Source organism: Staphylococcus hsinchuensis, assembly GCF_038789205.1.
In the GTDB taxonomy this organism is placed as follows: domain Bacteria; phylum Bacillota; class Bacilli; order Staphylococcales; family Staphylococcaceae; genus Staphylococcus; species Staphylococcus hsinchuensis.
This window is the reverse complement of the sequence record NZ_CP128355.1, coordinates 238,566-262,552: the sequence shown is the minus strand read 5'-3', so window position 1 is coordinate 262,552 and position 23,987 is coordinate 238,566. Positions and strand designations below refer to the sequence as shown.

Here is a 23,987-nt window from a genome sequence, read left to right as displayed (position 1 = left end):
TATATATAGAAAGCACAATAAGGCACTTTAATAGAAAAATGGTAATATTCATTTTATATAAACAGTAGCAAAAAATAATAAAGCAAAATACACAGTTAATAACCGTTTATATTGGAACATAAGGGCTAAAAAGTCACGTATCATTGCATATTCTAAAAAATGATAAGGCGTATGACTTCCTAAACCATGGAATTTCAGCTTTAATTTTTGACCTAAACGTAATGCGCGCATGATATGAAATTGACTTGTCACACATATAATATCAGCTGATTTTGTTTCCCTTTCTGATATAATTCTTTTAGTGAATTTAATATTTTCATACGTGTTAGTTGATTGGTTTTCCATGATAATCCTATTGTTTGGCACACCTTGTTGATGTAAATAACGTTGCATTGCTAATGCTTCTGATATAGGTTCGTCTTCTCCTTTGCCACCGCTTACTATGAAATGTGATTGAGGATTTAATTTATAAACATTTAATGCTTGATCTAAGCGATTTGCTAACATAGGAGGGACTTGTTCATTAAAGATACCAGCCCCAAGGACTAGTATATATTTATAATCTTCGTTGATATGCTTATATTGATAACTTGAGATATTTGATACATAAATAATAAAGGTAAATAATGCACTGAGTGCAATTGATGCGAGCCATAAAGCGATTGCACTAACGATGGGTAGCTGAGAGATGTATACTAAAATGCAAGTGAGTAAAGCGATTTTATAAATAATTGGAAATAGTCGCTTTAAAAATTGTAAACTCTGTTTATTTCGAAAGAATACTCTGTGTTTAAATAGTAGTAATAAACAGCCGATAATAATGAGTATAATGGAATCGATAGGCCAAGTCTGATTTATGATATGTACGAGAATGACGATGTATCCGAGCGAAATCATACTAAAATAGATATTGATATGTGTTAAAATTTTAAAGTTAAAAAACAGCCCAATTAAATAGATTCCTATAATTAAACTACAAACAAGCGTAAAGATATTCATGGTTCACCTCAAGTTATTTATCTGTATATTAAATGTAGTTGAATCAACAGAATTAAGCAACTGAATATATCGGTTTTAATATTTGTGAAGTATTCAACAATGTCTTCCTAGTCATATGATGTGAAATAAACAGTAGTACATGGCAGAATAACGCACAGCGTTTTTGAATTAAATTAGACTAAATATGTATATCAATCACATATTAAAACAGATATAATAATAGAGATAGTATAAAATACACTTTCATGGCTTCGTAGCATAAATCGAATAAGGTGAGACATTGATTTTGGATGAGGAAATCGTTAATATAGGTCGAGTATCTATTCATTTAAACTAACGTAAAGAATATAAAGAAGAGGTGATAATGATGCGACAATGTCCTAATTGTAAACGTGATGTAGAAGACAGCAAACATCAATGCCCACATTGTGGATTCCAGTTGTATGGTAAACGTACTAATAAAAACAATGACAAGTCTGAAGAAAAGTCAGGCAACAAGACAACACTTACGAAAGCGCAAAAGATCATCCCTTGGGGTATAGCAGGTTTTATTATTATTTTACTGATTATCATCTTCTTTTTATTACGTAATTTTAATTCTCCAGATGCTCAGTCAAAAATATTACTTAATGCGGTAGAAAATAATGATACACAAAAGCTTTCTACGTTATTGAGTACGAAAGAAAATAATGTCGACGATACTGAAGCGGCTCAATACATAAAGTATATTAAGAAAGAAGTTGGGCTAAAACGATTTTCGACAGAAGTGAAAAGTAAAATAAAAAATTTAAATGAGAGCGATAATAAAGTTTCTTCAAATATTTTGGCTAACAATGGTGATAGTGTTTTAAAAATAACTAAAAATGGAACGCGTTACTTATTCTTCGATAACATGAATTTTACAGCTCCGACAAAAGAAGCAGTTGTTAAACCTAAATATAAAACAACTTATTTATTCAAGTCAGATGGTAAACAGAAAAAAGTTATTGCTGAAAAAAATCAAAAAACATCATTAGGTAAATTTATTCCAGGTGAATATATATTGGATGCGAAAAAGAAAATGTCTAATGGTCAGTTTATCGGTCAGTTGAAATTTGATTTTAGAGATAGTGATAGTGGCACTGTTAATGTTAACGAAGATTTTAATGAAGCTTATATCAATGTAGATTTAAACGGGGCGAAGAATATAGATAAGAAATCAGTTAAGGTTAAGATAAACGATAAAACATTTAACTATAAAAAAGGTCAATCTATAGGTCCATTCCCACAAACAAAATCACTAACAGTTTCAGCAGAAGGGAAAGCTAAAAAGAAAACATTTAAATCTGCAAAGACGACAGTCATCCCAGATAACTTAAAAGAAGATACCCAAGTATCAGTAGAGTTTGATGATGATGAAATTAATAAGTATGTGAAGAAAAAAGAGAAGGAATCGAGTAGTTTTAGCGATAAAATCTCTAAGTTTCTAACAAAATTCACGTCAGCCCACAATAAGGCGGATAATAAAGGTGAATTTGCTTTAGTATCTCCATTGTTAAAGAAAGACTCTGATTCATATAAATCGATTAAAAAGTCGGTCGATTCTGATGATAAGTTAAAACTCAACCAGCCTCAGATTACTGATGTTGTGAAAAAAGGTAAACAATTCTATGTCACAGCAACATCATTGAAAGATAACGGGGAATATGAAAAATCTGACTATCAATTAGAAGGTACAAATAAAGCGAATGATTTAAAGTTAGTTAAATACGATGAGTAAAGTTAATTGTTTGAATCTGAGACATAAATAAATGTCTCAGATTTTTTGTCTATTAAGAGGGAGCACGAAATCTCTTTTAGAAAATTCGATTTCTGTCCCACGCCTTTTTTCTCTAAAATTTAAATAGTATAAATAATATATGGATTGTTCAATATTATGCACTTTCAAGCTATAATAGTTTATATCATTTTTATAGTTAAACTATATTTTAATATAGATGATTGGAACAGGAGGTCTTCAATGACTGAAAAAGAAACGACCAATAAACAATCAACATTATTTACAATTATATTAGGTGCTTTAACTGCAATTGGTGCTCTGTCTATAGATATGTTTTTACCAGGTTTGCCTCAAATACAAAGTGACTTTAATACAACAACGACACATGCACAGATGGCAGTTTCGATGTTCTTGATAGGACTTGCGTTAGGAAATCTATTCGTAGGGCCGATATCTGATGCGTTGGGAAGAAAGAAACCACTCATATTCGCAATGGGATTATTTACATTAGCGAGTATCGGAATATGTTTCACGAATAGTATTGAATTTATGTTAGCCTTGCGTTTTGTTCAAGGATTATGTGGCGGTGCAGGTGCTGTGATTTCTAGAGCGATTGCGAGCGATTTGTATAGCGGGAAGCAGTTAACACAGTTTCTAGCATTACTAATGTTAGTCAATGGCATTGCGCCAATCATTGCTCCCACTATTGGAGGAGGTATTATTACATATGCTAACTGGCGAATGGTCTTTATCGTATTAACTGTGTTTGGCATATTGATGCTCGTAGGCTCAACAATTAAAGTAAATGAAACATTGACTTCTGAACATCGAGAACCACCTCAAATCCTGATAATTTTTAGAAACTTTCTAACTTTATTACGAAGCGCCCACTTTGTATTACCGATGCTGATTCAAGGCGTTACGTTCGTAATGCTATTTAGCTATATTTCTGCCTCACCCTTTATTACTCAACGCGTATACAGTTTGACTGCACAACAATTCAGTTATATGTTTGCGGGGATAGGAATTACCCTGATTATTTCAAGTCAACTTACAGGTAAGTTAGTCAATTATATCGAACGTCAATATTTATTACGCACTTTAACTGCCATACAAATTATAGGGGTAGTTTGTGTAGTCACTACACTTACTGCGCACTTACCCATAGTGGTGTTAATTGCAGGTTTTATATTGTTAGTTGCTCCTGTGACGGGTGTTTCAACGTTGGCTTTTTCAATTGCTATGGATGAAAGTACTGTCGGTAATGGAAGTGCCTCAAGTTTACTTGGATTAATACAATCATTACTTGGCGGAGTTGCTTCATCACTCGTAGGTTTAATGGGGGAACAAAATATCATACCATATGTAGTTATTATTATTGTGGCAGGCATATGTTTAATCGTATTACAAACTTTAAATTATATTGTATTCCGAAAAAGTAATATTTAAATAGTAAAAAGCGATCAATCTAAGCAAATGTAGATTGGTCGCTTTTCTATCTTAATTGTGTCATTGTCTTCTTACTCTTAGCACATTCTCAAGCAAAATTTTTGCTAGCTCTTCAGGGGTTTCTTGACAACCTTTGTAAATCCAAAAGTATATAACTCCAATTTCACCTCCGACGATATAAGTGACCATTTGTTTTTGATGTTCTATCGACGAATAGTTTTTTAACATTTGTTGATATACTTGTTTCGTATTTTTAATATAATCTTTAATTAACGAACGGTTAGGATGAACTACAATGATTGCATGAAAGAAAGTATAATGTCGACGTACGTACGTTAATAATATTTTGAAAAATTTATATACTTTGATATTCCTGTTTGTTTTGTTTTTTAAACTGTTATTGAGTGCATCTAATAATTTTAAATATTTTTGTAAATGGTGGGCTTGAATTTTTGAAATGAGGTCGTATTTATCTTCAAAATATTTATAAAAAGTAGTTCTGTTTACACCACTATAAGCACATAACATTTTTATTGTTATTTCCTCAAAAGGATATTCCTTTAATAATAAAATCATATTTTGAATAATCTTACGTTTTGCGGTTGATTTCATATATTCTCCTCACCAGTCATGTTTTAGATAGGTCAACACATTTGATGCAAGTGTTGGTGTTTTTTTCATATCTACGTTCTTATAATAAATAAGGTGACTTATAAAAGCAAATAGGAGGTAAGTGGAATGAAAAAAATGGTTTTAATAAATATCATTACCATTGTAGTTCTTGTAATCATAGGCGTAGTTGGTTTCCATTTTTATAACCAAGCTACAAGTTTCGTCAGTACTGACAATGCCAAAGTAGATGGCAAACAAATCAAAATTTCTGCCCCAGCAAATGGTGAGGTCAAATCTTTAGATGTTAAAGAAAATGACAAATTAGATAAAGGTGACAAAGTCGCTGAAATCGCAGCTAAAGGTGATAACGGCCAATCTCAAAATATGGATATTAAAATGCCACAAGATGGTACAATCGTGAAAACGGATAGCACAAAAGGATCTATGGCTCAAGCAGGTACACCGATTGCATATGCGTATAATTTAGATGATTCTTACATCACAGCAAATGTTGATGAAAAAGATATTAAAGATGTAGAAGAAGGTAAAGATGTAGATATCAAATTAGATGGTGAAGATTCAAACATTAAAGGTACAGTAGAAAGCGTTTGAAAAGCAACAGCTTCTAGTTTCTCATTAATGCCTTCATCTAATAGCGATGGCAATTATACAAAAGTTTCACAAGTGATTCCAGTTAAGATTTCACTTGATTCTAAACCATCTGAAAATGTTGTTCCAGGAATGAACGCTGAAGTTAAAATTCATAAAAATTAAGGGGGGTCTTTAAATGTCAGCGGCCTTCATAGTGATTTACGTAATTATAGCGCTCATTCTAGTTGGTTTGATTAACTTATTCTTTGTTAAAGGAAGAAAAAAGAAATCAAAACAAACGATGGAACAATCAACATCTAATCACAATACTTCAAATGAAAGTTATCAATCTAAATTTAATGTGCGAGATCAAGAAAAACAATCTGAAGATGTTGAAAGCAATGCACGTCACAACGATACACAATCAACACAAAGTAAAAACGACACAACTCAAGAAGTAAACGATAGTAATACTGAAGATAAAGATCATGAAAAAATCAATCCTCAATCAGATGAAGCAATTGTAAACGAGAAGCTTAAAAATAAACATAGTTCATTTATGTTTGGTAAAGGGACATCTCAAACTAAAATATTAATAGCAATGATATTTGGTATGTTTATTGCGATTTTAAACCAAACGCTATTAAACGTTGCCTTACCAAAAATAAACACTGACTTCAATATTTCTTCTAATACAGGTCAATGGTTGATGACAGGTTTCATGCTAGTGAACGGAATCTTAATCCCGGTCAGTGCATTCTTGTTTAATAAGTATTCTTATAGAAAATTATTCTTAGTTTCAATGTCTTTATTCACGTTAGGTTCTCTCGTCTGTGGTTTATCCGGTTCATTTACAATGATGATGGCTGGTCGTGTGTTACAAGCGATCGGTGCCGGCGTCTTAATGCCATTAGGAACAAACGTGTTTATGACGATATTCCCACCTGAAAAACGTGGTGCTGCTATGGGTACACTCGGTATTGCGATGATTTTAGCCCCCGCAATTGGCCCGACGTTATCAGGTTATATCGTTGAAAATTACCACTGGAACGTGATGTTCTACGGTATGTTTATTATTGGATTAGTTTCGTTACTCATTTCTTATGTATGGTTCAAAGTATACCAAGTTACTTCAAATCCTAAAGCTGATATTCCTGGAATTATTTGTAGTACCATTGGTTTTGGTGCACTGTTATATGGATTTAGTGAAGCGGGGAATAATACGTGGACATCACCAATTGTTCTTATTTCACTTATCATTGGTATCATCTTCATAGTCTTATTTGTTGTACGTGAAATGACAATGCGTGTACCAATGTTAAATATGGAAGTGTTAAAATACTCAGGCTTCACACTTACGACAGTCATCAATATGATTGTAACGATGAGTTTATTCGGTGGTATGATCTTATTGCCACTATATTTACAAAATATGAGAGGATTTACGGCAATTCAATCAGGACTTCTACTGCTTCCAGGTGCATTAATCATGGGTGTAATCGGTCCGATTGCAGGTCGTTTATTAGATAAGATTGGTATCAAACCATTAGCTTTAATCGGTACAGGTATTATGACCTTTGCGACATGGGAATTAACGAAGTTAAATATGAATACCACATATGGACATTTAATGTTAATTTATATTATTCGTTCATTTGGTATGAGTTTTATTATGATGCCAATAATGACTGCAGGTATGAACGCATTACCTCAACGTTTAATCCCTCATGGCAATGCGTTATCTAATACGTTAAGACAACTTGCAGGTTCAATCGGTACAGCATTATTAGTTACAGTGATGTCTACCCAAACTACAAAGCACGCTGCAACATATGCACAAGATTTAGATAAAACGAGTCCATTTATTAAAGATAGACTACAAGAAATGGCTCAGGCAATGGGTGGCGAACAAATGGCCACACAACAAATTCTACAATTTGTACAAAAACTTGCTTCTATCAATGGTGTTAATAGTGCATTTATCGTTGCTACTGGATTAAGTGGTTTAGCATTTATTCTCAGTATCTTCCTCAAAGGAAAAGAACATTATATTTCTAAAGAAAAATAACGATAGCATAAAAAAGCCCAAGTGCGATAATTAGCACTTGGGTCTTTTTTTGTATTCATTTAAATAAACACATATTTCAAATTAATGTACGCTACGGTTTCTAAAGAACAAACTAATAAACAACAGTGCCAGGGCACAAATTAATAAAATAAATGCATTGTGAATCGCATTGGATTGTGTAACAATCTGATCAGGTTTAACAGATAATGAAAATTCATTTATTTTATCAGCGATTCTGTTTGCAATATTGTTTATTAAATAAGAAAAACCGAATGTGATGACGAACATGATTGCTATAATGAAAAAGTTTAAAATCTTTAATGCAGTTCTATTAAATAGCATTGTCAAAATAGTTAAAATAATACTGATAATACCTGCAATAAAGAAGGCGTAAAATACAATAATTAATTGGTCAATGACTTGTTGGAGATTATCGATATTTTGAATGTTTAAGTTCAAATTGCCAATATCATTCATAGTATTTTGGAAATCCGTCAATTGGTGAAAGTTAATCGTTTTATCGACAAAGACTAATTTAAAGATAGGATCTTTAAACATACTGTAAACGGAAATGGTCACTAATATCAGTACGATAAATTGGATAATTAAACTAATCCATGATCTTTTCTTCTTTCCTCGTGACATAACTCTATGCAAGGGTTCATGTGTCAAAGTATGTTCGAAATCCCTGAGGTGTTGTTTTTGAGACATAACATGCTCCTTTCTAACAAGTGGTCACTATTGAATTATTTTAGAATATTTAAAATGAATTTGTTATAATATGTAACAAGTGATTTATTTTAAATAAAGTACGAATGTGGTTTTCAAACTAGTGATCTTTTTATTATTCTCATTATATTATACGAGTTTCTAATTGTCATGATATACATTTCCTCATCATATTTAAAGAATTACATGTTACCGTTAATCATAAGGGGCTACTTAATATTACTTAGATAGGATTGATAATAGATGAAATCAAAGTTAGCAACGAAATTTATTAACAAATATTTATTACCACAAAGATCAATACTGTTTAAGGATGAACAGCATTTTGAAAAATTTTTAACTAAAAGAGAAAGTGTAAATGCAAAAAAGCATAAAAAACCTGAAACGCTTAATGTTAAATCAGATTTAGATAAAGATGCTCTAGGTGATATGCAATTATTTAGATTTAGATTTAGACATAGTCACGAGAAAAAAATATTATATATTCATGGTGGGTATAACATATTTCAGCCATCAGCATTCCATTGGCGATTTATGGATAAGCTTGCCTTAAGTACTTTGTATGAAGTGGTGATGCCTATTTATCCTAAGACACCGTCATTTCATTTAGAAGACACATATCAAGCCGTATTAAAAGTTTATGAGCAACTATTATCTGAAGTACAAGCACAGGATATAGTGATAATGGGTGATGGTACTGGTGGCGCATTGGCACTGAGCTTTGTGCAGCAATTACAAGCAAATAATCAGCCACTACCTAATAAAGTTTATTTAATTTCACCAATGTTAGATGCACAATTAGATAATAATGAAATTACGTCACAATTAGAAGATAAAGATGTCATCGTCAAAAAGGATGGACTTAAAAAGATACTCCAACAATGGGCTGGCGACGTACCATTGGATGATGCGCGCATTTCCCCTATAAATGGCAATTTAATCGGACTGCCTCCAGTGTTTATGTTTGGAGGTACAAGAGAAATTTACAATCCTGATATGGTTAAGTTAGAACAAATCTTAAAATCTGAACAACAACCGGTTCATTATTTTGAATATCCAAAAATGGTGAATGCTTTTGCACTATTACCAATCAGAGAATCTCATAAAGTAGTGAAACAAATTGTAAATACGATTAATCAATAGAACACGACGCCTTAATGCGTATGCTAAAAGAAGGCGAAAATACTTAACAAGGCAGGACACAATGAGTGTTTTAAACAGTTGGTTTAACCGCACAATTTGTCCCGCCTTGTTTTTTAATTGGTCTTATTCATTTGTTCAAAAACGAATTGTTGCCCTAAAGCATGATAGTACTTTGATATAACTTGTTCAAAATCATCATTTGGTTCAGACATATTAGAAAAGTATTTTTTGTTACTATCTAATTGTTCTTTAACCATTTGTTCAGTTGATTTATAACTCGATAAAAATTCACTTTCGTCTGGATGTTGCTCTATTAAATTAAAGATGTGGTCTGTTGCTCGTTTCTGACCTTGGAGGTAACTTATTTCAATTCCACGTTTGATGAGTTTTGTATCTGGACCATTTATGACGAGTGCTTTCTCTTGATTTAGTTCTGTCAGCTGAGCTTTAATTTCATCGTATATGTCATAAAGTTGAGAATGAATCGCATCTTTTTTAGATTGTGTCATGATTAACGTCCTCCGTCTCATTTCGGAATATCTATACGATGACCGAGTTGCTTCGGCCAGTCAATTTGTGGTTGTTCTTTATAGTACTGCTGAATTTGTTTGGCATATTGTTCAGGAAACGGTGCAGTTTTACGTGTCTCTCTACTTATGCCTAACATCATAACTTCGTTCGTTGCTACAGTTGTGCCGTCCGGTTTAGTCATTATATTGAAAAAGTGAACGCGTTTCTCATCATAATTATAAATATAAACATTTATTTCGAAGGCCTCATTTTTTAGTAATTCCGCTAAATAACTTGTATGTTCTTCAACAGTAAACATCGTGTATTTTAACTGTTCTCTTTCCTCGAGGGATAATCCATTTTCGTAATTAAATTCATTTATAGCTTTACTGAATAAAATATTATAATTTGCATCATGCACATGACCATTGTGATCAATCATATCTTCCGTAACTGTTTGTGTTAGTTTGAAATTTTTAGACATAGTGCAATCTCCTTTCTGTTAAGAATTTGAAAATATTAAATAACATTCGGATAACTTATTAAGTAATCATCATACATATTTCCCGATTCGTGATAAAATAAAGTAAACGATTTGAGGTGATTGTAATGACTGTCATGATAAAGTATAAAACTGAACAAAATACTTTAGCTTCAGTGAATCATGTTGATGACATACCTGAAAATGCGTCATTCATATGGTATGACTTTGATGATCCTACTGAATCAGAAAGTCACATGTTATTAACGGATTTTAACTTTAATAAACTAGAAATTGATGATACAGTAAATGGGACGCCGAGAGCAAAATTTAAAGCGTATGATACATATCAATATATGGTGTTTCATGATTTGAATCAACCTAATTATTCCATAAAGGCCTTGAATATTTTTATCCATGACAATACATTAATTACATATCACCATCATGAATTTGATATTGAACAACAAATTGAATACATCATACAGAAATATAATGATTTAAAGGTAATAGATATCGTTTTATTTCTTTTAGATCAATTAGTGGATCAATATTTTGATAAGGTTCATGAAGTAGAGGATCGCGTATTTGAGTTTGAGGATCATCATATAGAAGATAGCGCGAACCCATCCTTTATGGATAAGGTATATCGATTACGTTCAAAGATTATTAAACTCCAACGACTTATCTATCCGATGCATGAATTGGTTGATGATTTGAAAGAGAGCCCTAAATTACTTGTAGATGATAAAAATCATCTGTATATTCAACATATAGAAGATCATTTAATTAAACAAATTCACATATTAAAGCAATCTCAAGAAATGACAAATGAAATTAGAGATAACAATTTATCTTACACTTCTTTTAAAATGAATCGCGTTATGCAAGTGCTTACGTTAGTATCGGTTATATTCTTACCATTAACTTTAATCAGTGGTATTTATGGTATGAACTTTGAGAATATGCCAGAATTAAAATGGCACTACGGTTACTTTATCGTACTTGCTGTCATGTTATTGATTAGCATAAGTTGTATTGTGTATTTCAAAAAGAAGAAGTGGTTTTAATATAATTGAAAAAATGACTATTTAAAAAAGCTAGAATAAAGATTAAAGGTAGGAGACGACATGAGTGATTTAAAAAGAGAACAGCGAAAAAATGAACACGTTGAAATAGCTATGGCTCAAGAAGATGCCAATATTTCTGATTTTGATGGAATGCGTTTTGTTCATCATTCTATCCCAAACATTGATGTGAAAGACGTATCATTGGAAAGTGAATTAAAAGACTTCACATTACAGCAACCACTTTACATCAATGCGATGACAGGCGGAAGTGACTGGACGAAACAAATCAATGAGAAACTTGCTAAAGTAGCAAAAGAGACGAACATGGCTATGGCTGTGGGGTCAACTCATGCCGCACTACGAAACCCTGATATGGCATCTTCATTTAGCGTGGTAAGAGATGTGAATCCAGAAGGTATTATTTTTAGTAACGTAGGTGCTGATGTACCAGTAGATAAAGCGATTGAATCAGTGAAATTACTTGATGCTCAAGCTTTACAAGTACACGTGAATGCACCGCAAGAGCTAGTTATGCCAGAAGGGAATAGAATATTTTCTACATGGATTGATAATTTATCACAAATTGTTGCTCGTGTTGACGTCCCTGTCATTGTTAAAGAAGTTGGTTTCGGGATGAGCAAAGAGACGATTAAACAATTAAATGAAATAGGTATTCATTACGTAGATGTAAGTGGTCGTGGAGGTACGAACTTTGTTCATATTGAAAATGCGCGTCGCGAACACAAAGATATGGACTATTTAAGTATGTGGGGACAATCTACAGTTGAGTCGCTATTAGAAAGTACATCATATCAAAATGATATGAATATATTGGCAAGTGGTGGTGTGCGTACACCATTAGATGCAATCAAATGTCTCGCTTTAGGTGCGAGTGCTGTAGGTATGTCAAGACCGTTCTTAAACCAAGTAGAATCTAATGGTATTGACGCAACTATAGAATATGCAGAGCAATTTACTGAACATATGAAAAAGATTATGACAATGCTTGATGCACAAAATATAGATACTTTAAAACATAGCCAAATTATATATAGTAATAAATTGTTATCTTGGATTGAACAACGCGGTTTAGATATTAGATAACTTAAAAAGGGAGCGGGACAGAAATCGAATTTTCTAATAGAAATTTCGTAGTCCCACCCCGGCAAGGATGACTAGGATTGAAAAAAGCTTGTTCTAAGCGTATTTTCAATTCAGACATCTACTGCCACATTGATAAAGAGTCTGAGACACTTATTTTTGTCTCAGACTCTTTTTATATTTGTTTACTCCGTATTTATTTAAATAAATTTATAAATGTCATCACGATAGGTACACCAAGTAAATCTATTAAAAATGCACCTACGATTGGTACAACGAGATATGCTTTAGGTGATGCACCGAACTTTTTAGTAATAACATCTAAGTTTGCCATCGCATTAGGCGTTGCACCTAAACCGTGTCCTAAGAAACCGCCGATCATTACGGCAGCGTCATAGTTTTTACCGAGACCACGGAATACAACAAAGACAGAAAATAAGACGATAAAGATAACTTGTACTAATACGATAATAATAAGTGGAATAGCGAGTTGGTACACTTCTGTTAACTTAATGTTCATCAGTGCGATTGACAAGAACAATCCGAGAGAAACATCGCTAATATTATCCACGATTTTCATATCGATAAGATTTAAATTACCATATTCTGAAATATTTCTAATTATAACTGCTACAAACATCGCACCAACATAGATTGGAATGTTTTGGCCAGTTAAATCAGAGAAAGTGTTTCCTATGTATGAACCAATCGCCATACATACTACAATAATTGTGAATTGTATAATAAATACAGTAGTTGGTTTCATACGATTATGTAAATGTTTATTACCGTCGACTTTACCGTAGTCTGTCGTAGTAGCATGAATATCTTCTGGCTTTAAATTGTATTTCTTAATCAAGTATTTCACGACAGGGCCACCAATTAAACCGCCAGCCACGAGTCCGAGTGTAGCTGCCGCTAATGCTGCAGTTAAAGCTGAATCCACACCCATTTCTTGTAATGTCTTACCGTAAGCAGCAGCGTTTCCGTGTCCACCTTCCATTGACATTGAACCAGCAGTCATACCTAGTAAAGGAGGTATATTTAATACTTTAGCTAGAGAAACACCAATGATATTCTGACAGATGGCAAGTAAGCCACAAAAGACAAAATATAAAATTAATACCTTTCCACCTAATTTTAATAATTTAAGTGAAGCGCCGAGACCTATTGTAGTGAAAAAGGCCATCATAAAGAAATTCTGAATAAACTCCGAGTCCAATTTGATTGTAATTATGTTTAATGATTCTAAAATCGCTACAAGTATAGAAAATAGTAATCCGCCTATAACAGGTGCTGGAATACATAAGCGACGTAAAATAGAGACGTTATTTGCAATATATGTACCAAGTAAATATAAGACACTTGCTAACGCTAACGTTGTAATAGCATCTAGTTTTAACATATTCTTCCCCCTTATTAAAATATAGCTTCAAACAAAGGTTAAATTGACCGTTAAAATATATATCTAAGAAAACGTTTACAAAAACCCACGATAGCTATTATACATAAAAAAAACTATAGATGCTAGGAAAAAATATAATAATTATATAAATCACTAAACATTTTTAATGACGAAAAGCGATTTTTGATATAATATATATCATAGTGAAATAATAGGAAATAAGGAGTAAAAATATGTCTGATTCATTAAGAAGTCAAAAGCAGTATGGTGCTTTGGCGTTATTGCCGCTCGTCATCTTTTTACTATTATATATAGGGGTAGGGATTACCTTTACAATAATGGGCAAAGAAGATGCATTTAATCAGCTACCACGTCATGTTGCAGTATTTATAGGGATTGTTATAGCATGGACATGTTATGATCGCAAAACGTCATTCGCAAAAAAGGTACAAATCTTTACAGAAAACGCAGGTAACTCAAGTATTGTAAATTTAGGGTTGATCTTATTACTTGCCGGTGCATTTTCAACAGTTACGTCTGAAATGGGCGGTAAAACAGCGATGGTCAATATGGGATTATCTGTTATACCACCGAGTTTATTAATCCCTGGTATATTCATTATGAGTGGATTTGCAGCATTAACATTAGGTACATCCACAGGCGCACAAGCAGCCTTTATACCAGTAGGTGTCGCCGTTGCGCAAGCAGCTGATTTGAGTGTTGCTGCTGCCGGTGCGGCAGTTATAGCTGGTGCTTATTTCGGTGACAATTTATCAATTATTTCAGATACTACGATTGCTGCTACAAACGGTGTCGGTGCAAAAATGAAAGATAAATTTAGAATGAACGTCTTAATAGCAGTACCTGCAGCAATTATCACAGCGATATTTTACGCAATTATAGGTGGCACAGGTCATGTAAAAGGTGATTTAAGTTTTAACTTTTTAAATATATTACCTTATATATTCGTCTTAGTTGCAGCAATTGCAGGTTTAGATGTTGTCCTCGTATTAATTATTGGAATTATCATGGCAGGATTACTTGGTATCGTGCAAGGCAAATTTGGAGTGTTTGATTTTACGAAATCTATCGGAGACGGCATGGAAAGTATGTTCTTAATCTTTTTAGTCGCTTTCCTAGTATCAGGATTAGTCGCGTTGATTAGATATTATGGTGGTATCGATTGGATTATCAAGACGATGAAAGAAAAAGCTAAAGGTCGTAAAAGTGCGGAATATGTAATCAGTCTAATGTCAGGTATCTTAGCGGCAGCGCTTTCTCATAATACGTTAGCAATTATTATTTCAGCACCGATCGCTAAAGAAATCGGCGATGAATACAAAGTTCCACCTAAACGCATGGCAAGCTTACTCGATATATTCGCGTGTTGTGCGTTAATGGTCTTACCACACGATAGTGGGATGTTAATGGCAGAAAAATACGGCCATGTGTCTTATTTAGATGTGCTACAATATTCAATCTATCCTGTCATATTTATATTATGTACGGTAATTACAATTCAGTTCGGATTATTAGATAGACCAAAGAAGACTAAGTAGGAATTTTAAAGAAAATTAAAATTTTTAGTATTTAAATAAAAAGAAGCAGGGACATAGATGCATGTCTCTGCTTCTTTTTTATCGCCATGTTTCTTCTGGTAACTGCATGTCTGATTTACGCATTTTTGAAACGTAGGGATTACCATGTACGGTGTAGCGTAAGGGTGTATGGGTCCATTCGCCTTTATTAGGAATGCCAACACGTGCACTTTCGTCAATATGACGTGGAAATTTTCGACGCTTTGTATCAATCTTGAGACGTCCTTCATTCAATCTAGAGCCATCGAGGTGTCTTGGTATATTAAATGCTTTCGTCCATTTACCGGGGCCATTGGTTAATTCGTAACCCCTCTTACCTCTGTTTAATTGCATCGTTTCAATGTTATCCTCAGGTTCTACTGCTCTGATGAGCACTCCTTCTGGTACACCTTCTGCTTGAGTTACAAAGTTGATTAGTAAATGTGTGTGCATAACATGTCCGTAAATTGTACCACCTGATTTATACAATGAGCGAACTTTAGGTGTTTGTTTGCCATTATATCCATGTGCGGCTCTGTCTTTAAACCCGAGATAGGCTTCGGTTTCAACGATATAACCTGTATAGGTATGTATATCATCTTGGAATATCACGCGAACGCCTAATAAATCTTTTGCAATTGAACACGTATCTCTTGTTAAAAAATCCATTATTATGCCTCCATCGCTAAGTGTAATTTTAAGATAAAGTTGGTACTTTAAATATTTTTGAAAAATAATATTACTTTTTATAACTAGTTTTGTTAAACTATAAATGTATTAGATAAGTACTATGTATCAATAAATACATATACCCTAAATATACATAAATTTGTTAATTGTACATATTGTTACTATCTAATAATTATAAATAAAAAGTAGGGGACTTATGGAGAAAAAAGTAGGTTTTAAGGAAGCTTTGAAGCTTTTCTGGCAAAACTATGTTAATTTCAAGGGACGCTCTCGTAGAAGTGAATACTGGTATATGACGCTATGGCATATAATCTTTATGATACCAGCCTATGCCTTAATATTTATCGGAATGGTTATGGCTATCGCTGGTTTTGGTGATAACAATGGTGGCGTTGGTACGATAGGTTTAATTGTATTATTTTTAGCTTGGATATACCTTATCTTGTATGCATTAGCAACATTTATTCCAAATATCTCTATATTAGTGAGAAGATTTCATGATACTGGCCGTTCGATGCTTATGCCTTTAATTGGTATTGGCGCAGGTATTTTTGGATACATTATTCTCATCATTATTTCTTCAATGGATCCAGAATTCAATAGTGTCGTTAGTATCTTGTTTTCATTAATTATTTATTTAATTATGATAGGTTTAGGCATTTATAATTTTGTAATTACTTTATTGGACAGTGAACCTAATAATAATAAATATGGTCCAAGTCCAAAATATCATTCACAAAATAACCATGTAAATAATCAGTATAATTCAAACATTTAATAAAAAAACGGTGCATTTATATATGCGCCGTTTTTATTTTAATCGTGAGAGATGTGGATATGATTGGCCGAGTAGATCGTGAAGAGCTTTGTAACGTTCGAACTGTTTTTGATAGGCTGTGACTTTATCTGGATTGGGTTGCTTTCGATAATAAACAGGTTGTTTCATATACTCAACAGTTTCTCGTAAAGAATTATAAGCGCCTCCTACAGTGGCACCTAGCATTGCCGCACCTAAAGCGGTAGCGTTGGTAGAATCAATGACGACAACTTCTTTATTTAATACATTTGAATAATAACGATATAAATTAAAAAGGCTTAACAAAAGGTTTTATAGCGATTTAAGGTTATTTTTAACATAAAAAAAGGGCAGAAAAAGGGCAACTTGTGAAAGTTTTGCAATTTCTGTCCTTATTTATTTGCTTATTTTTTCTAATTTATTCATCATGTCTTTATCCATTTGTTCAGTAACATGAGAATAAATTTTTAAAGTTGTATTATGGTCGGTGTGTCCGACACGTTCCATAATAGCTTTTAATGACACACCTAATTGTGAAAGCATAGAGATGTGGCTGTGACGCATGGAGTGACTGGATATATGCTTTTTAATGCATACGTTTTTTGCAGATTTCTGAACAATTTTATTTATTGAAACTGTATTTAGAGGATTACCTTTTATGTTTGTAAATATAAAACCTCTATCGTTATATTTTGGTTCCCATTGAGCTAGCTTTTTATTTTGTAACATTGCTTTTTTTAGTATGTCGCAACTTCTTGAAGTTAAAGAAATGGTTCTATAAGAAGATTCGGTTTTAGTTGTATCTTTGATTCCGTATCCATTGCCTTGTTTTGTCCAATGTATCGTTCCATCAATCTCAAGCGTTTTATTTTTAAAATCTATGTTCTTAGGTTGTATTGCTAACAGTTCGCCTACACGCATACCGTTTAATGCTAAAAATTCAACAATATATGATGTCATTAATAGGTTTTGTTTATTTGCTTTTACATCAGTTTCATCAATCGAATTATAAATATTTTCTACAAGTTTATCAATCTCATGCTTTTCCAGATAATTCTCACGTTTTGCTTTTATTTCTTCCCTAGATTTAGCTTTTTTAGGTATGATAACTCTATCTATAAAGTCAATATTATTAATGTCATAGTGATTTTTAGCATAATTTAATATGTTTTTAACTGTTGACCAGTTATGCGTTAAATAAGCATGCGAGACTTCTTTATGAGCCTCATCAATAAATTCTTGTAATATCACATTATTAATATTCTTTACTAGAACATCTTTAGGGATATATTTTTTTATAAATTTAATGTTACATTTTCTTAAAACAATCGTTGTTTGTTTTGCACCAGAAGTTTTTTTATACGTATCTAACCACTCATCACATAACTGATGAAATGTTAAAGTTTTAATGTTGTTCGGTGTTTTATCCTTAATCTTAGCCTCTATACGCTCATTTAAGCGTCTCTGAGCCTCTTTTTGTGATTGCTTACCCTTTTTATTCATATTGACGCAAACCCGTCGCCATTTATCTGTGTAGGGGTCTTTATACTTCTCATAAAACCGATATTTAAGTTGGCCATGTTTATCGGTGTATTCCTCATACCACATTTATAATCACTCCTTTCTATTCGTTTGGTATTCTCTTAGAATATCGTCGATGTTTTTAGTTATAAATGATTCAATATCTTGCGATTTACTTAGCTGAATTGTTTTAATTAAATCGTTAGTGAATAATTTTTTAGTGTTATTTTCTCTTATTTCATAAAATTGTGGGTAGTCTTTTAATGTATCTAAATCGGGGTATTTCATTTCATATTTATCTAAAATTCTATATAAATTAGTAAATAAATCATGCATATCTTTTAATAGATTTGGGTCTAAATTATTTATAGCATTCACATTTATAATTGAATCGCTTAATTCAGGGAACTTATTTGTATTTGGTTCAATCGTCATTATTTTCTTTTCACTGTCATATTTTTCTAAATCTCTTAAAATTTGCAGAACCTTACGCCTAATTGAATGTATTAGGTTTGGATTAGATATGTGTTCACGTTCGTATTCATTTACAAATATGTTTAGCATAGGCCAACAATAATTAAATAGTCCATCAATATCATCTATCGTATGTACTTCCTCACTATATAGAGGGTCATTAAAAACTGCGTTTATACCTCTTATAATCAAGTCATTTCTTTTATTTACGTCAAAAAAGCGTAATGCCTTACCGTCATGCGTAGTATTTGGATACATATCTATTAAATGGTTGTAAAATTCTTTTCCGACTTTTAGAGTTTTATCATCTAAACCATGTAATAAATAATCGACACTTACATTACCAAGTTCGGCAATTTTTTGAAGTCTTTTTTTATTAGGTAATTGCTTACCATTTTCCCAATTTGATACAACGCCAGACTTAACAGATTTATTTTTATCAATAGTTTCACCGAATTTAGTCATGGATTGTCCAAGTTCAAGGCGTATATTTTTGATTCTTTTGCCCACTCCAATTTTATCCAAGTATATCACCTCATAAGCGATTATATAACATATTGTTATGTTTTGCTATGTTTTTTGTTGACTTTTTCATAACGCTATGTTTTACTATGTTTAGGAGGTGGCAAAAATGAACAAAATAGCTGGTTATCGAAAAATGTTAGGAAAAACACAAGATTCAATGGCTGAAGAATTTGGAATATCTACACAGTCATACAGAATGAAAGAGAACGGAAAAACAAACTTTAATATTAATGAAATGACCTTATTTAGAGATATGTTAAGAAAAAAACTTTTTCCAAAAATTACCATTGATGAAATTTTTTTTAGTTAGTTCACTATGAATTACTATGTTAGGAGGAAAAATATATGCCACATACAAAACTGCAAGATATACCAACAAAACAAAATACAGCAGTCGAACCCGAGCAAGTTGTATTTTATCCAAAGTTCGCACAACCGAAAGCATTAGGGCAAGTGTTCGGAATTTCAACGAGTACGGTAAGACGTTATTTAAAGCAATGGGAGGACGATAACAAAGGAGTTCAAGATTTATATTTTTATCTTTCTCCAACATTGAAAGTCATTAATATTCAAAAGTTTGAGGAGTATTTTAAGAAATGCAACAAGGAGTGGTTATAATGGTTCGTTATTCATTAACTGTTGCTTTTATCACTGTTGTAGCGTTTGAAATAGGTTTGCTCACAAGTAACATGTACCTTGCCATTACGACACAAGTATTAACAAGTATTTTAGCTATACCATTAAATAATAAGGAGATTGATGAAGATGAAGAAATTAAATAAACAGGATTATAAAACAATTATGGCAAAATTATATATAGATAGAATGGAAAACGATAAAGAAATGGAGAACGAACAAAGATATTCTAGGGACTTTTCTCTTATCAAAAGTACGCACCCAGACATGAATGATGAAGATGTTGAAAAATTAGCAATGAATTTTACAGCTATGAATAACTATTCAGAGTTTGCCAAAAACGTCATGATATTATCACAGAATTCAAAAAAATACGAAGTTGTGAAGTTTGCTCGTGAAGATGATTTAAACGATTTGTATTTAGCAAAGAAAGAAATTGAAAAATTAATCAAACAGATTCAAGCAGAGCACAAAGACTATTTAGTTTTTTATGAATAAGGGAGGGTTAACCTAATGAATCAAGCACATTTTGAACTAGAAAATATCAAAATTAGATTGGAAACACTTAAGGATAAAATTAGCGATGTAGTTCAAGCACATCAATGGCTTATTGAAGATGTTTATACTTGTACTGCTGATGAACTCATAGCAAGTAAAGAAGAGAGTGAAAGCTATTTATTAGCGTATGAGGAAAGCAGGATACAACACAATCATACTGAACAGCTTTTAATAAGTTATCTCAATGATTTTGATGCAATTATCAAAAACGTTGAGCAATTAGACGCAAAAAATACGCTATCTGATGAAAGTTTGGCGACTGAATCAGATAACGCATAACGAAATTACCAATGTATATTGGTGTGATTATTGTAACATGACTCCACTTTGTACAAAAAGGAGGCAAGAAGATGGATGAAGTTTCATTATATAAGAAACATGTTAAGTTTCATCAAACATTAGATAATGTGGATTCTCCCAACTTATCTAAAATTAAAGAAATAAGCAAGCGAATACATTTTGCGTCTATTAGTTCAGAAAAACAAATATTTAATAATTTGGGCAACGTTTACCACACAGAAAAATCAGATTACGGGGATTATATAAGTAATCTCACTATAGATTATATCATAATTCCTAAAAACATTGGGTGTGTTTATGGGCAAGTGAACACTAAAAATGTTGAACAAGATGGCAATGATGAAAAGAAAGCAACATTTAAAAATAGTAGATTTAACAACTACGCTAGATTTATCGTTGATTTAATGACACATAAAGTTGTTTTTTCAAAAGTGTTGCAATGTTTTGTTATAGCGAAGAATAACACCTACGAAAAAGTAGACGAAACTAGTTTTTTACTAAATTATCCAGTAGACAAGAAACATCAGATAGATGATTTTTTAAAAATTATGATTGAAATATATCAAGAGCATTTCAGCGATGAGCATGATTATAAGATATTGCAATATTCGTTTGCTGGTAATGACTGGATTTATAATTGTGATTCATTAGAATACAAAAAACATACACCGAAACCGAAAGAATTATATGCCTTGAAATACGATGTGGATAAAAAAGACATCAATACTAGCATAGTCAAAGATTTCTTTGATTCATTTACTGATAGCGAAGAGAGTAAAAACAATGTAAGGCTATTACACGCCTATGCGATGTTTCGTAAAATGAACCTTATTCATGCAGAAAAATGGTTCTTACTTAAAGATTTCGGACGAACTGGAAAAGGATTATTTATAGAAACATTAAAAAAGTTATTGAAGGTCAATCGTGTTAACTTTGATAGTTTATTAGCTGGTGGCTTTGAGGCCTCTAACGAATGGTTGAAATTTTACGGAACTGATGTAGCTCACGCTAATGAAACGGGAGAAATTTCCCCGAAAATGATGCGTATATTAAGAAAAATAGCGACTGGTGAAACGATTACTGGTAGAGGTATCGGGAGTAATTCATATAAGTTTGATAATAGTTCAGTTCTTATATTAGATACTAATGAAAGTGTAGATACTGGGGAAATAACTGCTAATACTTCCCGAACTGTAAAAATTGCATTTAAAGACAGACCGAAAGATGAAACTGTAGACGAAAGACACAAGATATTTAAACCATATTGGGATTTTATTAAACCGAATAATGAAAATTCAGAAATAGCCTCAGTATCATTTTTGATTGCAAGTTTAGAATACCTTAAAGAGATTGGAAAAGAATTCATTTTTAATCATGTAACATTAAAAAATTACTTTAGTGAAGATGATTTAACTGAAACACAGATTGTTATTTTACAGACATTAGCAAAACAAGGTTTTATCCCTGCCGGAGATGAAACATTACGACCTTTGATTGAAGAAGATTATAAAAACTTGAAAAATAAGCGAGCTAAAGAAGATATGAAAAAAATCGGTGTTGTGGTCAATAAACAAAAAAAGATTGAAGGAATTAATGCGAAAGTACATCTAATTGGTAACCCTGTTCTTTTTAACCTTGCATTAAAATTACTAAAAGAATCATAAATTGGTAACCCTTAAGTAACCCTTAGGTAACCCTTATAAAGTTTAAATTTTTTTCTCGGTAACCTATGTAACCATTATTCAAAAGTGTAATAGTACACCAAAATTAAAAAGAAGGGTTACGGTAACCCTTAGGTAACCCTTAGGTAACCTTTATAAATTCGATGATAACAGCTTGTAACCCTTATAACCTTATTTGAAAAGTATACAGATTTTTATTAAGTAAATTGGTAGTAGGTATGTAGGAAAAAAATAGGGGTACAAGGGTTACCTTCTAATTAGGAGGTGCAAAAATTTGTCAGGTTATCATGTTGCAAAACATTTATTAAATAAAGAAATTCAAATTATACCCTTAGATGTATATAAAAAACCCATAGTAGCCTTTAAGGATATCGAGATAGATTCACAGTTTATTGAGAGTAATCAACACTTATATGAAAGTACGCATGTACTTGGTGTTCTTGCTCGTGGTTTATGGTGTGTCGATATTGATGTTAATCATACAGATAATGAAAATGGGTTCGATAGCCTCAAAGAAATACCTTATTACGATGAGTTTGTTAACAATATGAATAATACGTTAGTACAAACAACAGCGAGTGGAGGTAAGCACGTCATATTTAAAAAGCGAAATGATATCAAATATAGTCAGAAAATCAATTACTTACCTTCTGTTGATATCAAAGCTCATTATAATACCTATTTTGTACTTGCTGGCAGTCGCACAAACAAGGGTACTTACACGCATAATGGAAACGATGTTACACATTATAATGGAAAGTTTGAAAAGCGTATTTTTTCTAAACGGGGCAATTATGAAAAACAATTAATGGAGCGATTCTCAGTTAATAATGTACTACCTCATTACGATTTTACGGACTTTAAAGGAGGTGGTAAAGGAGGAGAAGGGAAACGAGCTTATAAACGTATTATAGAAGGTACTAGTAGTTTTAGAAATGATGACCTCTTCAAAGCAGTATCTTACGCTGTTCAATATAATGTTGATATCGAACCCTTACGCATATTGATAGGAGATAATAAGAATGGCGATGTATTGACTGCAGACCAATGGGAAAGGACTGTAGAGAGTGCCAAAAACTCAAACACCCCACGACTTAGATAACAAAGCTAAAAACATTGGTTTAATAGTTGGAATATCAGAAGAGGTATATTTTTGTTCAATAAGCCATGTTTCAGTGTTATATGTTGAATTAATCAATAATGAGTGGGTTGCATGGCGTGAAACCTATTTACCATATAGTAAACAATGTAAAAGTTATAAATATATTGCTAGAGGTAATTTCGATTTAATTATAGCAAGGTGCAAACAAT

At 32.3% G+C, this 23,987-nt stretch carries 25 protein-coding genes and 1 pseudogene; 16 read left to right on the top strand and 10 right to left on the bottom strand.

Annotated elements, in window-relative coordinates:
• Positions 1-48: 48 nt before the first annotated feature.
• The gene (locus QQM35_RS01455; RefSeq protein ID WP_251517660.1) at positions 49-999 is read right to left on the bottom strand and encodes a YdcF family protein; all 951 of its coding nucleotides are present in this window, start codon (positions 997-999) and stop codon (positions 49-51) included.
• A 364-nt stretch (positions 1,000-1,363) separates the two neighbouring features.
• Here QQM35_RS01455 and QQM35_RS01450 point away from each other — a divergent pair, with 364 nt between their 5' ends.
• Both QQM35_RS01450 and QQM35_RS01445 read left to right on the top strand, forming a co-directional pair.
• Positions 1,364-2,758, top strand: a complete 1,395-nt coding sequence (locus tag QQM35_RS01450; protein WP_251517663.1) for a TcaA second domain-containing protein — start codon at positions 1,364-1,366, stop codon at positions 2,756-2,758.
• A 240-nt stretch (positions 2,759-2,998) separates the two neighbouring features.
• Entirely contained in the window at positions 2,999-4,207 is a 1,209-nt protein-coding gene (locus QQM35_RS01445; RefSeq protein WP_251517666.1) for a multidrug effflux MFS transporter, read from the top strand.
• A gap of 60 nt (positions 4,208-4,267) precedes the next feature.
• Here the strand turns inward: QQM35_RS01445 and QQM35_RS01440 are convergent, their stop codons facing one another.
• Complete coding sequence (locus QQM35_RS01440; RefSeq protein WP_251517668.1) at positions 4,268-4,819, bottom strand: TetR/AcrR family transcriptional regulator; 552 nt, start codon at positions 4,817-4,819, stop codon at positions 4,268-4,270.
• Between the two features lie 126 nt (positions 4,820-4,945).
• Between QQM35_RS01440 and QQM35_RS01435 the strand changes: the two are divergent.
• Together QQM35_RS01435 and QQM35_RS01430 are read left to right on the top strand one after the other, a co-directional pair.
• Positions 4,946-5,593, top strand: a pseudogene (locus QQM35_RS01435) (HlyD family efflux transporter periplasmic adaptor subunit).
• Between the two features lie 13 nt (positions 5,594-5,606).
• Positions 5,607-7,478 carry a DHA2 family efflux MFS transporter permease subunit gene (locus QQM35_RS01430; protein ID WP_251517674.1) on the top strand — a complete coding sequence of 624 codons (1,872 nt, stop codon included), beginning with the start codon at positions 5,607-5,609 and terminating at the stop codon, positions 7,476-7,478.
• Positions 7,479-7,559: 81 nt separating this feature from the next.
• Here the strand turns inward: QQM35_RS01430 and QQM35_RS01425 are convergent, their stop codons facing one another.
• Complete coding sequence (locus QQM35_RS01425) at positions 7,560-8,189, bottom strand: hypothetical protein (protein ID WP_251517676.1); 630 nt, start codon at positions 8,187-8,189, stop codon at positions 7,560-7,562.
• A 261-nt stretch (positions 8,190-8,450) separates the two neighbouring features.
• Between QQM35_RS01425 and QQM35_RS01420 the strand changes: the two genes are divergently transcribed.
• On the top strand, positions 8,451-9,350 hold the full coding sequence (locus QQM35_RS01420; RefSeq protein WP_251517678.1) for an alpha/beta hydrolase fold domain-containing protein: 900 nt from the start codon (positions 8,451-8,453) through the stop codon (positions 9,348-9,350).
• Positions 9,351-9,463: 113 nt separating this feature from the next.
• Here QQM35_RS01420 and QQM35_RS01415 read toward each other — a convergent pair whose 3' ends face one another.
• Positions 9,464-9,859, bottom strand: coding sequence for a hypothetical protein (locus tag QQM35_RS01415; protein WP_251517681.1), 396 nt, complete (start codon positions 9,857-9,859; stop codon positions 9,464-9,466).
• Between the two features lie 17 nt (positions 9,860-9,876).
• A complete protein-coding gene (locus QQM35_RS01410; RefSeq protein ID WP_251517684.1) occupies positions 9,877-10,344 on the bottom strand; it encodes a thioesterase family protein in 468 nt (155 codons plus the stop codon).
• A gap of 125 nt (positions 10,345-10,469) precedes the next feature.
• Between QQM35_RS01410 and corA the strand changes: the two genes are divergently transcribed.
• On the top strand, positions 10,470-11,411 hold the full coding sequence (gene corA, locus QQM35_RS01405; RefSeq protein WP_251942511.1) for a magnesium/cobalt transporter CorA: 942 nt from the start codon (positions 10,470-10,472) through the stop codon (positions 11,409-11,411).
• 60 nt (positions 11,412-11,471) lie between these two features.
• Positions 11,472-12,515 carry a type 2 isopentenyl-diphosphate Delta-isomerase gene (fni, locus tag QQM35_RS01400; protein ID WP_251517689.1) on the top strand — a complete coding sequence of 348 codons (1,044 nt, stop codon included), beginning with the start codon at positions 11,472-11,474 and terminating at the stop codon, positions 12,513-12,515.
• 193 nt (positions 12,516-12,708) lie between these two features.
• Here the strand turns inward: fni and gltS are convergent, their stop codons facing one another.
• Positions 12,709-13,917 (bottom strand): sodium/glutamate symporter, encoded by a 1,209-nt coding sequence (gltS, locus tag QQM35_RS01395; protein WP_251517692.1) that lies wholly within the window; start codon positions 13,915-13,917, stop codon positions 12,709-12,711.
• Positions 13,918-14,150: 233 nt separating this feature from the next.
• Here gltS and QQM35_RS01390 point away from each other — a divergent pair, with 233 nt between their 5' ends.
• The gene (locus QQM35_RS01390) at positions 14,151-15,476 is read left to right on the top strand and encodes a Na+/H+ antiporter NhaC family protein (RefSeq protein WP_251517695.1); all 1,326 of its coding nucleotides are present in this window, start codon (positions 14,151-14,153) and stop codon (positions 15,474-15,476) included.
• A 78-nt stretch (positions 15,477-15,554) separates the two neighbouring features.
• On the opposite strand, the gene QQM35_RS01385 is transcribed toward QQM35_RS01390, so the two are convergent.
• The gene (locus QQM35_RS01385; protein ID WP_251942513.1) at positions 15,555-16,163 is read right to left on the bottom strand and encodes a DNA-3-methyladenine glycosylase; all 609 of its coding nucleotides are present in this window, start codon (positions 16,161-16,163) and stop codon (positions 15,555-15,557) included.
• A 217-nt stretch (positions 16,164-16,380) separates the two neighbouring features.
• Here QQM35_RS01385 and QQM35_RS01380 point away from each other — a divergent pair, with 217 nt between their 5' ends.
• Positions 16,381-16,962 carry a DUF805 domain-containing protein gene (locus tag QQM35_RS01380; protein ID WP_251517702.1) on the top strand — a complete coding sequence of 194 codons (582 nt, stop codon included), beginning with the start codon at positions 16,381-16,383 and terminating at the stop codon, positions 16,960-16,962.
• A 33-nt stretch (positions 16,963-16,995) separates the two neighbouring features.
• Here QQM35_RS01380 and QQM35_RS01375 read toward each other — a convergent pair whose 3' ends face one another.
• From QQM35_RS01375 to QQM35_RS01365, 3 genes are all read right to left on the bottom strand, one after another.
• On the bottom strand, positions 16,996-17,286 hold the full coding sequence (locus QQM35_RS01375) for a hypothetical protein (protein WP_425356335.1): 291 nt from the start codon (positions 17,284-17,286) through the stop codon (positions 16,996-16,998).
• A gap of 90 nt (positions 17,287-17,376) precedes the next feature.
• Positions 17,377-18,588, bottom strand: coding sequence for a tyrosine-type recombinase/integrase (locus QQM35_RS01370; protein WP_251517704.1), 1,212 nt, complete (start codon positions 18,586-18,588; stop codon positions 17,377-17,379).
• Positions 18,589-18,594: 6 nt separating this feature from the next.
• Positions 18,595-19,500 carry a helix-turn-helix transcriptional regulator gene (locus tag QQM35_RS01365; protein ID WP_342610446.1) on the bottom strand — a complete coding sequence of 302 codons (906 nt, stop codon included), beginning with the start codon at positions 19,498-19,500 and terminating at the stop codon, positions 18,595-18,597.
• A 106-nt stretch (positions 19,501-19,606) separates the two neighbouring features.
• Between QQM35_RS01365 and QQM35_RS01360 the strand changes: the two genes are divergently transcribed.
• The 7 genes from QQM35_RS01360 to QQM35_RS01330 all read left to right on the top strand — a co-directional run bounded on the left by QQM35_RS01360 (position 19,607) and on the right by QQM35_RS01330 (position 23,778).
• Positions 19,607-19,810: a helix-turn-helix transcriptional regulator gene (locus tag QQM35_RS01360; RefSeq protein ID WP_342610445.1), complete on the top strand. Its 204-nt coding sequence runs from the start codon at positions 19,607-19,609 to the stop codon at positions 19,808-19,810.
• Positions 19,811-19,845: 35 nt separating this feature from the next.
• On the top strand, positions 19,846-20,118 hold the full coding sequence (locus tag QQM35_RS01355) for a helix-turn-helix domain-containing protein (RefSeq protein ID WP_342610444.1): 273 nt from the start codon (positions 19,846-19,848) through the stop codon (positions 20,116-20,118).
• Positions 20,118-20,282, top strand: a complete 165-nt coding sequence (locus QQM35_RS01350; protein ID WP_342610443.1) for a hypothetical protein — start codon at positions 20,118-20,120, stop codon at positions 20,280-20,282. The genes QQM35_RS01355 and QQM35_RS01350 overlap by 1 nt, the downstream gene beginning before the upstream one ends.
• Positions 20,266-20,634, top strand: coding sequence for a hypothetical protein (locus QQM35_RS01345; protein WP_342610442.1), 369 nt, complete (start codon positions 20,266-20,268; stop codon positions 20,632-20,634). Before QQM35_RS01350 ends, QQM35_RS01345 begins: the two co-directional genes overlap by 17 nt.
• 15 nt (positions 20,635-20,649) lie before the next feature.
• Positions 20,650-20,973 (top strand): DUF1474 family protein, encoded by a 324-nt coding sequence (locus tag QQM35_RS01340; RefSeq protein WP_342610440.1) that lies wholly within the window; start codon positions 20,650-20,652, stop codon positions 20,971-20,973.
• Between the two features lie 71 nt (positions 20,974-21,044).
• Entirely contained in the window at positions 21,045-22,658 is a 1,614-nt protein-coding gene (locus tag QQM35_RS01335; RefSeq protein WP_342610439.1) for a phage resistance protein, read from the top strand.
• 292 nt (positions 22,659-22,950) lie between these two features.
• Positions 22,951-23,778 (top strand): bifunctional DNA primase/polymerase, encoded by an 828-nt coding sequence (locus tag QQM35_RS01330; protein WP_342610438.1) that lies wholly within the window; start codon positions 22,951-22,953, stop codon positions 23,776-23,778.
• Positions 23,779-23,987: the final 209 nt, after the last annotated feature.